The 15,892-nt window shown below is 43.9% G+C and carries 8 protein-coding genes and 1 riboswitch; of the genes, 6 read left to right on the top strand and 2 right to left on the bottom strand.

Annotated elements, in window-relative coordinates:
- Positions 1-97 precede the first annotated feature (97 nt).
- Positions 98-5,170 carry a diguanylate cyclase gene (locus B9A32_RS06900; protein ID WP_084067849.1) on the top strand — a complete coding sequence of 1,691 codons (5,073 nt, stop codon included), beginning with the start codon at positions 98-100 and terminating at the stop codon, positions 5,168-5,170.
- A gap of 157 nt (positions 5,171-5,327) precedes the next feature.
- On the opposite strand, the gene B9A32_RS06895 is transcribed toward B9A32_RS06900, so the two are convergent.
- Positions 5,328-6,347, bottom strand: coding sequence for a class I SAM-dependent methyltransferase (locus tag B9A32_RS06895; RefSeq protein WP_170923740.1), 1,020 nt, complete (start codon positions 6,345-6,347; stop codon positions 5,328-5,330).
- A 2-nt stretch (positions 6,348-6,349) separates the two neighbouring features.
- Complete coding sequence (locus B9A32_RS06890; RefSeq protein WP_212637840.1) at positions 6,350-8,368, bottom strand: TonB-dependent receptor; 2,019 nt, start codon at positions 8,366-8,368, stop codon at positions 6,350-6,352.
- A 440-nt stretch (positions 8,369-8,808) separates the two neighbouring features.
- A riboswitch (cobalamin riboswitch) is annotated at positions 8,809-9,018 on the top strand.
- Positions 9,019-9,281: 263 nt separating this feature from the next.
- Between B9A32_RS06890 and B9A32_RS06880 the strand changes: the two genes are divergently transcribed.
- The 5 genes from B9A32_RS06880 (at position 9,282) to B9A32_RS06860 (ending at position 15,727) form a co-directional block, all read left to right on the top strand.
- Positions 9,282-10,295, top strand: a complete 1,014-nt coding sequence (locus B9A32_RS06880) for a helix-turn-helix transcriptional regulator (RefSeq protein ID WP_084067838.1) — start codon at positions 9,282-9,284, stop codon at positions 10,293-10,295.
- A 487-nt stretch (positions 10,296-10,782) separates the two neighbouring features.
- Entirely contained in the window at positions 10,783-12,642 is a 1,860-nt protein-coding gene (locus B9A32_RS06875; protein WP_170923739.1) for a TonB-dependent receptor, read from the top strand.
- A 295-nt stretch (positions 12,643-12,937) separates the two neighbouring features.
- Positions 12,938-13,915 carry an ABC transporter substrate-binding protein gene (locus tag B9A32_RS06870; protein WP_212637839.1) on the top strand — a complete coding sequence of 326 codons (978 nt, stop codon included), beginning with the start codon at positions 12,938-12,940 and terminating at the stop codon, positions 13,913-13,915.
- A complete protein-coding gene (locus B9A32_RS06865) occupies positions 13,905-14,942 on the top strand; it encodes a FecCD family ABC transporter permease (protein WP_084067829.1) in 1,038 nt (345 codons plus the stop codon). Before B9A32_RS06870 ends, B9A32_RS06865 begins: the two co-directional genes overlap by 11 nt.
- On the top strand, positions 14,939-15,727 hold the full coding sequence (locus B9A32_RS06860; RefSeq protein WP_084068220.1) for an ABC transporter ATP-binding protein: 789 nt from the start codon (positions 14,939-14,941) through the stop codon (positions 15,725-15,727). The genes B9A32_RS06865 and B9A32_RS06860 overlap by 4 nt, the downstream gene beginning before the upstream one ends.
- Positions 15,728-15,892 lie beyond the last annotated feature (165 nt).

Below are 15,892 nucleotides of genomic sequence, written 5' to 3'. Positions count from 1 at the left end.
CGGGCTATAAGACGACACCTCTTTTTTGGGCCAGACAGATGATTAAAATTTCCAACTGACCAATTTCTATATTTTTAGCAATTTTTGGAGATGGAAAATGATAGAGCTACAAGGATACACCATAGATGGAAATATTCATAAAGGTACTTCATCTATATACCGGGGAAAAAGGGATAAAGACGCTCTACCTGTAGTCATAAAATGCCTCAATGACAGATACAGCACTCCGGAATCGCTATCAAAAATTGATTTTGAATTCAGCATCATGTCACGGTTAAATCACAAAGGCATTGTAAAAGTCTACACAAAAGAATTTTTCAAAAACGGTTCGGCCATCATAATGGAGGATTTTGGAGCTGTTTCCCTTAAAGAGCTACTCATAAGCACAAAATTTTCCATCAAAACCTATTTGGAAAAAGCCATTCAGCTGGTTAAAATCATCGCTTATATCCATCAAAATCGTATTGTTCACAAAAATATAAACCCCTCAAATATTCTGATCAATCCCAAAAACAAAGACCTTAAAATCATTGATTTCGCCATTGCCTCCGTCATTTCCAGTGAACAGGCAATATCTTCTATTCCCAATGACTTAGAAGGAAATCCGGCCTATATTTCACCGGAACAAACAGGCAGGATGAACAGCAATATTGATTATCGTTCAGATTTTTATTCCCTGGGAATAACCTTCTATGAAATGTTAACGGGTGAATTGCCTTTTAAAGGCCGGGACGCCGTGGAGATGGTCCATTGCCATATTGCAAAAGAGATAGAAACACCGGAGCATAAATTTAAAGAAACGCCCATGGTATTATGGGAAATAATCAAAAAACTCACCGAAAAGGACAAAGAAAATCGTTACCAGAGTATCAGCGCCATCCAATCTGATTTGGAAACGTGTTTAAATCAATTGCTGCAAAATAACAGCATAAAAAATTTTTCCATCGGCTTAAATGATAGTTCAAGGCATTTCAAAATTCCCCAAAAACTCTACGGACGGGAAGAGGAAATAATAAAATTAGAGCAAGGGTTTAAATCCTGTACAAACGGGAATGAAGAATTATGTCTTGTATCAGGTTACTCCGGCATAGGAAAAACCGTCCTGATAAATGAGATCCAAAGGCATGTTTCCACCCAAAGGGGATATTTCATATCCGGCAAATTTCAACAGTTTCAACAAGATGGTCTCTATTTTGCCATTATACAGGCATTGACAGACCTTATGAAACACCTGCTCAGTGAAAGCAATGAACGGCTTGAAAATTGGAAGCAGGCCATATTAAATGCCGTTGGTATCAATGGACGTCTGATTACAAATATCATCCCCGAATTGGAACAGATCATCGGCAGTCAGCCCCAGGTCCGGGAACTGACAGGACAAGAAGCTCAAAACCGTTTTATGATCACTTTTCAAAATTTCGTTCTGGTATTTGCCAGAAAGGAACATCCCCTTGTCATGTTCCTGGATGACATGCAATGGGCAGATCGCGCAACGCTTCGCATGATTGAAATTATGGTAAGCTATAAAAAAATACCATACTTCTATTTTATCGGGGCTTTTCGTGACAATGAAGTGCAAAAGGGCCACCCTTTACTGCTTACCATTGAAGAGATCAACAAAAATAAAGCCGCAACATTCATTCACTTAACGCCTCTCACGGAAAAAAGCATTGACCGGATGCTCTGCGATACCCTCCTGCGTAACCCCCAAGAGGTAAAGGCATTATCTTCCATCCTCAAGAGCAAAACCAATGGAAATCCCTTTTTTTTGAAAAAATTGTTAACATCTCTCCATGCAAATAACCTGATTTGGCTTGATCCTACCAAAAAGCAATGGGAATTTAACTGTGACAAAATCCAAAGAGAAAGTGTAAGTGAAAATGTGGTGGAATATCTGCTGGACAGATTAAAAAAATTCCCTGAAGATTCTCGCAAGATTCTTAACATTGCCTCATGTATAAAAAATCATTTTAACTTGAATACGATTATGGGGCTTACGAAAATATCACCGGACAGGGTCAAACAACTGCTTAAAAAAGCCGTGGAAGAAGAAATTATAATGCCCATGGATCATCAGTACCGGCTGGCCTTTGAAGCACCGCCCAAGGAATCCTCCAGAGTTAATCCGGCCTTTTGCTTTCTCCACGACAGAATACAACAGGCAGCCTATGAATTAAGCGATGAAACCACCCGAAAAAATACCCATCTCACCCATGGACGATTGCTCTGGAAAAAACTGGACCTCTCCAAGGGCATGGATTATCTCAGTGATCTTCTTTATCATTTAAATGAAGGTGTGGATTTGATGGTTGACGGGAATGAAAGATATGAATTGAGTAAATTGAATCTCAAGGCAGGAATTTCAGCACGAAAAGCAGCAGCCTATATAGAAGCGCTCAACTATCTTCAAACCGGTCTGGAACTTCTACCAAAAGATCCATGGAACAAGGCATATGATCTGATTTTACCCCTTTCAATGGAGTACTCGGAGTGTGCCTATTTTTCAGGCAACCATGAAAAGGGAAAACAACAGATCCTGCTCACCTTGAAGCATGTTAGATCAGATCTTGAAAAGGCAAAAGCCATAAAGATTCTGGTGACCCAGTACTCCACCCTGGGAAAAATGGAAGAATCCATTGAGCTGGGCCTGGACGGTCTCCGGCATCTGGGGGTTAACATATCCCAAAACCCCAAAGAATCGGTGATCCTGGAAGAACTCATGCAGATCAAAAGCAATCAAGGCTCACGGAAAATCAGCGAACTGGAAGATGCCCCGGAGATCAAAGATCCAAACATTCTGGCAATTTTTGACCTTATCATGGAAATCATGCCTTCGGCGTATTTAATTGGAAACAAAAATCTTTTTATGATTTTGACATTGACGGTGGTCAATCTGTCCCTGCGCCATGGAAACAGTTCAGTGACTGCCTTTGCCTTTGTCACCTACGGGATATTGTTGTGTTCCGCTTTGGATAACCCCAGGGAAGGGTATCAATTCGGGAAGTTGAGCATGGCATTGTCAGATCGATATCAGGACCCAAGGGTGGATTGCAGGATATACCATCTTTATGTGGATCTTATTTTCCACTGGGCCAACCATTGGTCAAAAATGGAAAAGATACAAAAGGAAGGCATAAAAATAGGATACCAGTCCGGCAATCTTCTCTATATCGCCTACCTTGCCCATCATCGCCACACCTGGGACCCAAGGCTTACGCTGAAGGAATTAATCACAGAAAAAAAGAAAGATCGGGCCATAATTAAAGAAACAGGGTATCAAGACGCGCTCAACGAAACAAATCTTGTGATGCATCTTTATCTAAACTTTCAAGGCAAAACCATTGATAAATACTCTTTTAACACAAAAACCTTTGATGAATCCCAATGCCTGCGGGAAATGCAAAAAAGCCATTTTATCACCGGTATAACAGCCTATCACATTTGGAAAGCTGAAATGTTTGCTTTTTATGGAGATTATGACCGGGCCGTTGAACATGTCACAAAAGCAAAACCCACCATGGGATCTGTAATGGCATTACCCTATGAGGTCCGATTCTGCGTAGTGACATTTTTATCCCATGGGGGGCGTTATACCGCTTTAAATCCACAGGATAAAAAAACCGCATGGAAGCAGATGCAGGAGTGTCATGGCAAAATGAAAACCTGGGCAAATTTTACGCCTGATAATTTTGTGCACCTGCAATTGATGATGGAGGCGGAACTGGCAAAATTGTCGGGGGAACATATCAAAGCGTTAAAACTATACAACAAAGCCATCCAAAAGGCCCATGACCATTTCTGGCTCCGGGATGAGGCCGTCATCAATGAACTGGCAGGACGATTGTATCTGGAATTCAATGATGAAAAGGCCGCTGCCGGATACCTCTACGATGCCTATCACCTCTATTATATATGGGGGGCTGAAAGAAAAATGGCAGACATGGCTCAAAAACACCCCAATATATTTGAGAGACAAAAAGCCATAAAGAAAATGGGACCCGTGGGCAAAGAGAATTTCAGTAAAACCCAGAAGGGGCATTCTTCTGAAATGCCAAAAGAGAACCCGTCCTCCGCCACCTGCGATGATCCCGCTAAATTTGGCTACCTTGACATTGAGACCCTATTAAAATCAACCAGGGCCATATCAAAAGAGATTGTCCTTGAGACACTCATAAAAAACATGATGAAAATTGTCATAGAAAATGCCGGGGCCCAAAAGGGGTATTTTATTGTCCCCAAAGAGAATAATGAGCTCATTATTTTAGCCAATGTCTCTTTTGCCGGTGAAGCTGTGGCCATGGATATGGAACACCCGGTTCAGGGCAGCGGGAAGTTACCTGAAGGATTAATTCATTATGTGGCCAGAACCCATGAACAAGTTGTTCTTTTTAACAGGGATCAATCTGTTTTTTTTCAAAATGACGAGTATTTTAACACCCATCACATCAAGTCTGTTCTTTGCCTCCCTTTAATAGGCCGGAAACAACTTCAAGGAATTTTGTATTTAGAAAACAATCTGACCCCGGGGGCCTTTTCCCCCGACCGGGTGGAAGTTTTAAAAATACTTACATCCCAGATAATCATATCCCTGGAAAATGCCAGACTATACAGATCCCTTGAGAACCAAAAACAGATTCTGGAACAACAGGTGGCAGAACGGACAAAAGAGCTTGAAGAGCTTGCCATGACCGATCCGCTTACAAAATTGATGAATCGTCGAAGCATGAATGAAAAATTAAACTATGAAAAAATACGTTACCAAAGAAGCCGGAAACCCTTTTCCATCCTTCTTGGTGATATTGACAACTTTAAATATTTCAATGACACATACGGCCATGACTTTGGAGACGCTGTTTTACAAACGATATCCAAAGTAATGAAGTCCTCCTTACGGAAACAGGATCTAATTTGTCGCTGGGGAGGGGAAGAGTTTTTGATAGTATTGCCTGAAACAGAATTTAATGGCGCAATGCTGTTGGCGGAACGATTAAGAAAAAACATTTTTACTACAACATTATATTTCAACAACCAACCGGTGAACATCTCCATGACATTCGGCTTAAGTATTTATAACTCTTTGCAAAGCGTTGAGAATACCATTAAAAAGGCTGATGACGGCTTATATGAAGGCAAAAAAAACGGTAAAAACCGCGTGGTGTTTATTCAATAAAAGTTCATCATTGGAAGGAGAATCTTCCCACGACTGAAAATAAGCTTCAAAAAAACTTGCCCAGATCATGCCAGCCCCTTACGAGACACCCCCCCCAATTATTCATTTTATCGGTAACTTGCCTGCCCCCCCGCATGGACGTTCCCATTTCGGACTCTTATTTTTTCCTGGCAATCACCAGCTCACCTTCACCCATACCCAGGCTGAAAGACCCGGTCTCCACCCGCTCAAATCCTGCCTCTCCAAGAAATGTCGCAATTTGGCCCTTTTCAAAAGAAACATCCTGCCCTTCCAGTGCAAGGGAAAGCCGGGGTAAAACAACAGACATGGGTTGGGTACGCTCTTCAGTCAGCCCCTCATGGATACAGATAAAAACACCGGAGGGGGTCATGGCCGCCTTGACCCTGCGAAAAAAAGCAACCGGTTCCTTAACATAATAGAGGTTGTGGCTGGCCCAGATAATATCGTATCCTTCCCCCAGGTCCACCTCATTGTAATCCCCTGCAATAAAGGAAATCCGGGACTCCAGGCCCTCTTTCTTAACCTCTTTTCCGGCCAGACGGATGATCCCGGGAAGATCCATCAGCACCCCGGACAATCCAGAATGCCGCCGGACCATCTCCATACCCATGATCCCGGGTCCGCCGCCCAGGTCCAGCAGCCGGGTGGCTGTGGCATACTCGGGCAGGGATTCCACCAGATCAGCCGCAAGGCGGGCAGCTCCTGCCCGCTGGTAACCGGCAAGATGTGCCACGGCATTTTCCCATTTTACCTCGCTGCTAAGCTCCTGGCCGGGAGCTACCCCGGGGGGACCGTTTCTGACAATATGGGCAATGCTGCCCAGGTTTCTATATTGCATGGCCGTGATATTTTTAACAAAGCCACCCATGTAAACCGGACTTGGGGTGCATAGAAAATGTTTTCCAAAATCGGTGTTTTTATACTGTGTTCCAGATTTTTCAACAAATCCCATGGAAACCATGCTGTCCAGAAAAAATCCAAGCCCTGCAGGGTCAGTCTTAAGATCAAGTACCCTGGCAATATCGGCAAGTTCTGTTGCCTGTTCCAGGATATCGGCGATCTTGAGCTCAAAAGCTGCCTCCAAAACGGCCATCTTAATGGGGCCCAGCAAGATATCATACAATGGATTAATGGAAGGATAATGTTCGTTATTCATGTTTAAAATCTCCATCTAAGTGTTACGCCAAGGGTCATGGGGTCTCCATCCTCCACCATTGTATTTCCCATACTGTCCTTGAGTTTTTTCTGGGCATAGTACTCGTCAAAAATATTCTTTCCCCACACTGAAATATCATAATGATCAAATACGTACCCAAGCTTGAGATTCACCAAGGCATAGCCATTGTCCTCCAGGGTATTGGCCGCATCAAAGAATTGCCGGCCAGCCCAAAACAGATCAGCAATCCCATACCAGCCGTTGTCCAGATAATATCCCACCCCGACATTGGCCGTAAGATCCGGAGCCCAAGGCAGGAGATTGCCACTGTAATTTACAAACTCTCCCCCAGAGGTGCCGGTCCAGTCGTCAATTTCAGCCCGGGCATAGCCGATACCGCCAAAAATTTCCAGATTATGCACTGGCAGAGCATTCACTTCAAACTCAATACCTGTGGTGTGGGCCTTGGCCGCATTGGTTATTTTCCAGGCTGTGAACCCGCTGCCCGGAACCTCTTCTTTCACCTGTTTGTCATCAATCCGGGTATAAAACACAGCCAGGGAGGTTCTCAGACGATTGTTGAAAAAGGCGGTTTTAATTCCCGCCTCGTAATTCATAGTGTATTCGGGATCATAGGCAAAATTATCTTCAGACGTGGCAAAGTAATAGTCATACCCCCCGGCCATCCAGCCCGTGGAAAAAGTGAAATATCCATTGATAGAGTCCGTAAAAGCGTAGGAAAGGGATGCCATGGGCAATAGTTCGGTTTCTGAAATATCTTTTGAATAGGTCACGGCGCCAGCATGGGGGATATAGGTCTGGCTGCCGGAAGCTGCAACATGATCCATCCTCAATCCCACCGTTGCATCCAGTCTATGGGTTAACGCCAAGGTAGACTGACCAAAAAGAGCAAAACTGTCGGTATCAGAATCAGACAGCCGCTGATTGGCCACCATGGCATTGACATGGTTCAAAGCCCAATCATTGTCAACACAATCTCGACCGGCATACAGTCCCAGCAGCCAGGAGGAGAAAAAACCTTCAGAAGAAGAAATGCGAAACTCCTGGCTCCAGCTGTCCTGGTCCAGATCAATTTCAGCAACACCCAGATCCAGAAGCATCCGATCCGCATCCATGACAGCGTTGCGGGTAAAACTTTGATGGGAGGTGATGGAGAGCAAATCCAGGGTACCGAATCGATATTTCCCACGAAGGGACTGTCCCAGGCTGTTTTGTTCGGCCCGGTCTGAATGGTTGCTGTACCCCCGGAACCGATCCGTGGCAGAGGGGCCGTTAAGATAGCGAAGATCGCCGATGCCCATATCCCGATCGGTTCCCACCAACGTAAGGGAAAAATCCAAGTCCGCAGAAGGTGTCCATCTGAGCGTTCCCCTGCCTGAAAAAGCTTGATCATCGCAGAAATCATCAGAACGGTTGATTTGGTTTTCCATATATCCGTCCGTCACATGCCCCATAAAAGAAGCCTCGTAAAAAAGCGTATCCTTTTTTATGGGACCACTGATCATGGCGCCGCCGCTCCAGGTTTGGTAACTGCCCCCCTCCACAAAGGCACCGGCTCGCATTTCATTGCCGGGGGGAGCCCAAACAATGTTTATGACCCCCGAAGAACTGTTCTTTCCATACAGGGTGGACTGGGGCCCCCTGAGGACTTCCACCCGCTGGATGTCAAAAAGAGACTGGGCCTGCATATAACTCAACGGATATGCAACGTCATTTATATAGAGCCCCATGGGGGTATAAATGGATGTGTCCAGAGTGGAAATACCGCGGCTGACAAAAGCATCTCCGGAAGTTGAAGTTTTGTAAAAAATATTGGGAATAAACCGAGTCATCTCCTCGGTTGTACCAGCCTGGTGTTCTTCCATAAACTTGCCATCTGCGATGCTGATGCTGCCGGGGAAATCATCGGCAGCTGCTTTGATTTTTCCGGCCGTAACAATGGTACTCTCCAGTTCAACCGGGGTATCTTCCCCACACAATCCCACATTGACCCAAGCCATGGACAAAATGATCATGAACAACCATGGCAAAAAAAAGGTTAATAAGAACGTTTTAAAAGATATCACCAACGACAACCTCCTTATCTAATGATTATTTTTAAAGCCTTACGATCAACGTTCAGTCTATTCATGATCAAAAAAAAATAATACAATCGCCGGAACAGCTTTGAACATCTGCGGAACAAAAAAGAGTTGATTTCTGCCTGCTGCCCCTCTTCCGGCAGATCATGAAAAGCGGTGGTGATGCAGTTAAAAAACCTTGACATGGATAATCAAATCAATGTAGATGCATAGTAAATATTCGGGCAGCATCCCAGAGTCGCTCATTTTGGCCTGTTCACATAGCAATCGTATGCTACGCAGTCCCAAATAAACGAATATGGAGCACTGGCCAGACATTTACATTACCAACCCGAATATTTACGATGCATATTTAGATTTTTTTTATTGCAATTATTGGCGTCCAAAAGGACTTAATAGGGAATCCTGTGTGAATCAGGAGCGGACCCGCCGCTGTAACTCTCATTTATCACCTGCAAGGGGAAATAAATCTTTTTTAATATTTGTGCCACTGTTCAATCAGATATGAACGGGAAGGCCTTAAAAAAGATGAGAGAAGTCAGAAGACCTGCCTTTAATTCTTTTTTAAGTAAAAATTGTTCGGGGCATAAAAACATTTACTTAAACCCAAAAGCGACCTTACCAGGGATAAAAACGGAATCCCCGCGTCCATTTGTGCGCGGGTTTTTTTTTGAAAAAAAGTAGTTTTTGGCATCCATCATACGGCTCCGACAAAAATTCACGCTTTTTTGAAGAACTTGACCCCAAATGGGCAAATTGCTCTTTAAAGTGTAAAACGGAAATAAAGAGTGCAGAATTTTTTAAAATTTAATTCGCACTGAATGAGGCTGTGATGACTGCAAAAATAGTAATCAAAAATCCCAAGGGTCGTTTTATCCATTTTAATAAACAAGACACACAAGAGCAATCCAGCCAGGCCCGGGAAATTGTGCGCATCCTTCCCAGCGATCTGGGCCGGGGTCGATTTCGTTCCCTGGCATGCCGTCCAGGTATGAACATTTGCCTTAGCCAATGTCGGTTTGATCGGGATTACCATGCAAATATCGCCTGGGCATCCCCTTTGGTCACCTTTGTGTTTGGGCTGTCCGGACTGACCAGCACGAAAAATGCCTGTCATGGGTCACCCATAATCATGGGAGCTGGAGATGCCTATGTCCATTATTTTGAAGATCCCGCCCTGAGCCGGAATACAGCAGGCGGTAAAGAATTGAACGGCCTTGCCGTCCGTATTTCTCCAGATATTCTTACCTCCCTCATAGACCCGGAGGAAGAGTCAAAGGCCGGGAAAATCCTTAGAACATCTCTGGAAAAAGGCTATTTGTTTTCAGCACAAAAAATGAGTCCCGGCATGACAATGATACTTTCCCAGATGTTTAACTGCCCCCACCGGGGTATCATCAAAAACATTTTCCTGGAAAGCAAGGCCATGGAGCTTGTTGCCTGTCAACTGGAACAGTTTTTTGAATGTAAAGGCTCCAAACATATATCCTGCCCCGTTAACGGCGATGAAAAAAAACGAATTTTCAGGGCCCGGGATCTGTTGGTCGACCAGCTCCAGTTCCCGCCCTCCCTTCCTGATCTGGCCCGGCAGGTGGGCATGAGTCATTCCCGGTTAACAAGGGGATTTAAAAAAGTTTTTAACTGCACGGTATTTGAATACTTAAGACAGGAACGTCTGGAATACGCCCGGAGCCTTCTAACGGAAAACAGCATGAACATCACCCAGGTGGCTTTTACCTCGGGATTCTGCAGTTCCAGTCATTTTGCCATGGCCTTTGCAAAACGATTCGGGGTACGGCCGTCAACATACCGAAATGCCAAAGTTCTCAATCCAGCATCTTTGTGATTTTACTTCCAAAAAAGAAAATCTAATCACAATTTGCAGTTCAACCGCACAGAGCAAAATCAGTCCCATATTCCCGGCCTCCACCACTCCTTTTCTATTGGTAACTTTTTTTACCCTGATGCTGTTTTTTCTTTATTTTATTTTTTTTTCAAACTGTTCTGCAAATGACCAAAGTTATTCGGCAAATGATATTAACACGGTAAAATATGGGTTAGCATCATCTGATAAGTTATGACACCTTTTTAAGGAAAACCACCCGAGATTATTAATGGATTGTCAATGGAGGACAAAAATGAAAGGCCGCATAATTTTTCCGATTAATTTAACTGGAAAAAAAACATCACACACTCATCACATATCAATATTTCACTTTACCTATATCATTACAATCGCCTGGATTATCTTCTGTCCGCTTGCATGGGGATTAGATGAACAGGATGAAAAAAAATGTACAAACATTGGCGACACAATAGTTACCGCAACAAAGATGACCACAAAGTTAAATAAGATACCCACCAATATCACCGTAATCCCCCGTAAAGAGATAGAAAAATATCCCGGTCATTACAATGCGATTTCCCTGTTAAGGGATTTAAATATACCGGGATTATATTTTACAGGTACCGACAGGGGGGCTGCAAGTGGTGATGTTTCCATGAGCAGCAGGGGGGGAGAAGTCTCCAACTGGTCAATGAAGGTGATGATCAACGGAATAGAGTTTAACCCGGGAATCGGATATATAAGGTCAGGTCGTCTGGCTGTGCATGACATCGAACGCATTGAGATCACTAAAACTCCGTCGGCCATCTATGGAGATCAGGCCATAGGTGGGGTCATTAATATAATTACCCGAACGGCAAAAAAATCCCTGGAGGCCAAAGCCGGTATTGCCTTTGGCAGCATGGGAGGCGGCAATGCCTATGGTGTAATCAACGGTTCTTCTGACAAATGGGAATACTACCTTGATGCATCTGTAGCACGCGAAGATTCATATCAGGATGAAGGCTATTTAAACAGCGATAATATTTATAGCATGGTGAGATATGGGTTAAACGACGGCGGAGATATTACATTCCATGGCTCATACAAAGATTCAAGCGGTATTTATACCCAGGCCCTGACCAGAGAACAATTTGAAAAAGATTCTTCCCAAAACCCCAATACCGGCGCTGATTATTATAACGAAACAGAAGGACGGCTGGGCGCACTTGTTTATAGACAAAGACTGGGACAGCACGAATTCATGGGCAAAATGGAATTTCAGTCCACAAACTATCAATTATATAAGGGTCTCTATTTTGAGCAGGAAGGATGGCAGGCCCATCCGGAAATGAACATGACCTTTAACCATGACATTGCAGGCATGGCCAACAAGCTGGTTGTGGGTGGAGAGTATCGTTACCACGACATGACGGCAAAAAGATATAAGGCATCAAGCTTTTATGATTTACAAGCCATTGATCAGCATTTTTCACGGGAAGACATAAGCTATGCAGGGTACCTGCAAAATGAACTGCTGATAACCGATGCGCTCACAATGACAGTTGGCCTTCGTTACGATTATTTTGATTTGGAGCAATCCGCCCGTATTGCAAATAGTGATTCCTGGGATCAGAAAAAAGGTGCCTTCAGCCCCAAAATCGGCCTTACCTATCAGCTATGCGACGATGTAAACCTGTTTGCGGGATTGAACAGTGGAATAAAAAGTCCGGTAAGACTGCCAATGTGGTTCACCAATGGAGAACTGGACCCGGAAAATCTCTACGCTTATGAAGTGGGTATTCGCGGTAATGTTTCCAGCTGGCTGGATTATAATATGGCCTTTTTTTGGCAAAATGTAACCGATAAATTTGTCAGATCCGGAGTGGATTGGACAGCAGAGTATGAAAATGCCGGAGAAACCACCTCAAAAGGCCTGGAGTTGGGAGTCCATGCAAGATTACCCCACAATTTCTATGGCTCGACCAGTTTTACCTACCAAAAATCCGAATTTGATAAGTTTATCAGCCGGGGAGTGGACTATTCTGGAAACAAATTAACCGGTGTTCCAGATATAATGTTTGCTTTCAAACTGGGCTATCGCCACAGAACCTTTGGTGATATTTCACTTAATCCTGTGTATACGGGCAAGCGCTATTTTAACTACGCCAACACCAATGAAGAAGAAGACTTCTGGGTGTTAAATGCCCGGTATGCGAAAAAAATCGGTGGGGTTGAACTGTATATTACAGCACGAAACATTTTTGATAAAAACGCTGTTGGCAGCGGCAGTGGTAATCCCGGCAATGAATCCCTCTATCCACTACCGGGATTTAATACAACCCTTGGTTTAAACGTAAACTTTTAATTTACCTATTTTTTCTACACACCGGAAGTAAATATTCGGGTTGGTTTTGTAAATGTTTGTCCAATGCCCCATCTTCGCTTAGTTGGGACTGCGTAGCATACTATTGCTATGTGAGCAGGCCCAAATGAGTGAAGATGGGGTGCTGCCCGAATATTTACCACCGGAAACCTTTGGAAAGGAGCATTTAATGAAAAACAAATTGCCACTCCTGGCGATGATATTGCTATTGGCAGCAATGTTTTTTAATGGCACTGAAACCCGGGCTCAAAAAAGCAGACATCAATCCGGGAATTCAATGAGAACCATTGTAGACCTGGCTGGCAATAAGGTTATTTTGCCACCGGCAAAAAATCTTCGCCGAATTGTGATTATTGCTCCCCCACTGGTTTCCACATTTGCCTCCTTGGGTATTAAAGCCCGCATCGTAGGAGCCCACAAAATCGCCTTTGATGATGCCAATCATGAACTTTTGGACAAAGTCCTGCCCTATTGGAAAGAGATTCCCACAAATTTTATTGCCGGATACACCGCCAATACAGAAGCACTGCTGAATCTTCACCCCGACATCATATTCGTATATGGCAATTTCCAGAAAAAGGGACTTCAAGCAATCGAAATTCCCGTTGTTGATTTTTTCACCATGAACCATGATAACGAATTCTGGTCAGTTGCCATTGAAAAACTCATGAAAACCATTTTTCAAATAAAAAGCAGTCAAAATTCAGTGGAAAAAGAATGGAAAAAAACACATGAACGCATTGAACCGGTTTTAAAAAACGTGATGAAAAAAAAGCCCAAAGGACTCATGATCATGAACAATTCAGCAGGCAAAATAACAGTCCGGGGCAGTGAATCATATGGTGACGACTGGCTGATAAAAAGTGGTCTGATCAATGTTGCCGGTCATTTAAAAGGAGAGGGTAAAGAAGTCGGCATGGAGCAAATTTACCGCTGGAATCCTGACATCATATATATCTTCCGGGGAAGGCCTGCCTCTGACTATCTTGGAAATCGTATAGAAAATCAGGACTGGTCACTTCTAAAAGCGTATAAGGAAAAAGCCATCTATGACTGCCCCCGGGGAATGATTAACTGGGGGGCTCCCAGCGTGGATTCCCCTTTGATGTTACAATGGATGGTATCTAAAAATTATAAAAAAGGGTTTCATGAAACAAAATTGCCTGCCATCATCAAAGAGTACTATCAAAACCTGTTTAATATCTCATTGTCCCATGATCTCATCCAGTCAATTCTCTTTCCCAATGGTAAATAAAAACCCCATTGACGGGAAACACCCTATTATAAGAACGGTTCCCCTGTTACTGATCGTTTTACCGGGTATTATTTTTTTTATTTCCATCTGCCTGGGACGATATGAGGTTTGCCCCAAAAAAGTTTTATCAATCCTCACCTCCGGATGTTTGTATCCCGATATTAATTACAGTGACATAGAGGAGATGGTCATCATCAATGTCAGGTTGCCCCGGGTGCTGCTGGCCATGGTGGTTGGTTCCGGTCTTGCCGTGGCAGGGGCTGCATTTCAAGGACTTTTTGGAAATCCCCTGGTAAGTCCCCATATTCTGGGAGTCACCTCCGGGGCCGGTTTTGGTGCGGCTCTTGGTATTTTAATCTCGGGTCACATGGGAGTTGTCCAGTTTTCTGCCATTGCCTTTGGCATGACAGCAGTTTGCCTGGTTTACACAATCAGTCATTTCAGCAACGGGTCCCGCCTTTTTGTGCTGGTTTTATCCGGAATCATCGTGGGTGCACTTTTTACCGCCTTGATTTCCCTGGTCAAGTTAGCGGCAGATCCCGACGATAAACTACCAAGTATTGTATTTTGGCTGATGGGAAGCTTATCAGGGGCATCATACCGGGATTTGATATTAGGCGCCAGCTTGATTTTGGTGGGTGTTATTATTTTATTATTGCTTCGCTGGCGCATGAATATCTTATCTTTAAGCGAAGAAGAAGCGCAATCCCTGGGTATCAATGTGCAGGGTTTGAGGCTGACGGTCATTGCCACGGCAACCTTGATCACAGCATCGGCTGTTTCGTTGTGCGGCATCATCGGCTGGATCGGTTTAATTATACCCCATGTGGCCAGAATGGTGGTGGGGCCTGATCATAAAAATTTACTTCCGGCCTGTGTTCCCATTGGAGGATTTTATCTTTTACTCATTGATGATATGGCAAGGGCTGCAATGCCAATGGAAATTCCCTTATCCATTCTCACCGCCCTGGTGGGGGCGCCGTTTTTTGCTTATCTGTTAAGAAAAACAGGAGGGGGATGGAAATGAAGCTGGAGGTAAGGGAAGGCAGTTTCCAATATGGGAGCGGAAAGGCTTTGTTTAAAAACATTTCCTTCTCAATCAAAGAAGGGGAAATCCTCACCATACTGGGTCCCAACGGTGTGGGAAAAACAACGCTGCTCAAATGCGTCACCGGAATGATGCCGTGGAAATACGGTAAAACCATCCTTGACGGAACCCCCCTTGATACAATGAAAAAGACATCCATCTGGCAAAAAATCAGCTACATTCCCCAAAGCCACAATGTGGTGTTTCCCTATAAGGTTCTGGAAATGGTACTCATGGGCAGAGCCCCTTATATAAATGTTTTTTCAATGCCCTCCAAAAAGGATATCCGCATGGCAGAGCAAACACTTGAAACCGTGGGTATCGCTCATCTGGCCGGAAAGCCCTGCTCCAAAATAAGTGGGGGAGAACTGCAGTTGGTACTCATTGCAAGGGCTTTGGCTTCAGAGCCCCTTGTGCTCATTCTGGATGAACCTGAATCACACCTGGATTTTCGCAACCAGTTAACAATGTTCAAGCTTTTGCAAACCCTTGCAGAAAAAAAACAACTCAGCTGTATCATCAATACCCATTATCCGGACCATGCATTGAGGATATCCCATAAAACATTGATGCTGGCCCACGGGAATCAACATCTCTTTGGAAAAACCCGGGAAGTGATCAATGAAGCCAATATTGAATCATTTTTCAAGGTAAATACAAAGATAGTTACAATCAAACAAAACGGTAAAGATATCAAAAGTATTGTGGCCCTTTCCCATGAATAAAGTATCAGAGCGTATTTCAAAATCAGGGGATCGAAGTGAGATCCCATGGGAGTAAAAAGCAATTTTTCAAATTGTCTCTTAATCGCCGGTTGATTGACAGAAAAAGTGAAAAATTGGAGCCGTTCTCATGGCTGGAAATGCCCGGGAAAGAAAGTCCGTTGTAAA

Origin of the sequence: Desulfocicer vacuolatum DSM 3385 (assembly GCF_900176365.1) — a bacterium.
GTDB lineage: Bacteria > Desulfobacterota > Desulfobacteria > Desulfobacterales > Desulfobacteraceae > Desulfocicer > Desulfocicer vacuolatum.
This window is presented reverse-complemented; position numbering and strand designations above follow the sequence as displayed.

Excerpts from the sequence above, each read along its gene's own strand:
- B9A32_RS06900 (WP_084067849.1), top strand. The coding sequence starts at position 98 with ATGATAGAGCTACAAGGATACACCATAGATGGAAATATTCATAAAGGT.
- B9A32_RS06895 (WP_170923740.1), bottom strand. The coding sequence starts at position 6,347 with ATGAATAACGAACATTATCCTTCCATTAATCCATTGTATGATATCTTG.
- B9A32_RS06890 (WP_212637840.1), bottom strand. The coding sequence starts at position 8,368 with ATGGCTTGGGTCAATGTGGGATTGTGTGGGGAAGATACCCCGGTTGAA.
- B9A32_RS06880 (WP_084067838.1), top strand. The coding sequence starts at position 9,282 with ATGACTGCAAAAATAGTAATCAAAAATCCCAAGGGTCGTTTTATCCAT.
- B9A32_RS06875 (WP_170923739.1), top strand. The coding sequence starts at position 10,783 with ATGACCACAAAGTTAAATAAGATACCCACCAATATCACCGTAATCCCC.
- B9A32_RS06870 (WP_212637839.1), top strand. The coding sequence starts at position 12,938 with ATGAGAACCATTGTAGACCTGGCTGGCAATAAGGTTATTTTGCCACCG.
- B9A32_RS06865 (WP_084067829.1), top strand. The coding sequence starts at position 13,905 with ATGGTAAATAAAAACCCCATTGACGGGAAACACCCTATTATAAGAACG.
- B9A32_RS06860 (WP_084068220.1), top strand. The coding sequence starts at position 14,939 with ATGAAGCTGGAGGTAAGGGAAGGCAGTTTCCAATATGGGAGCGGAAAG.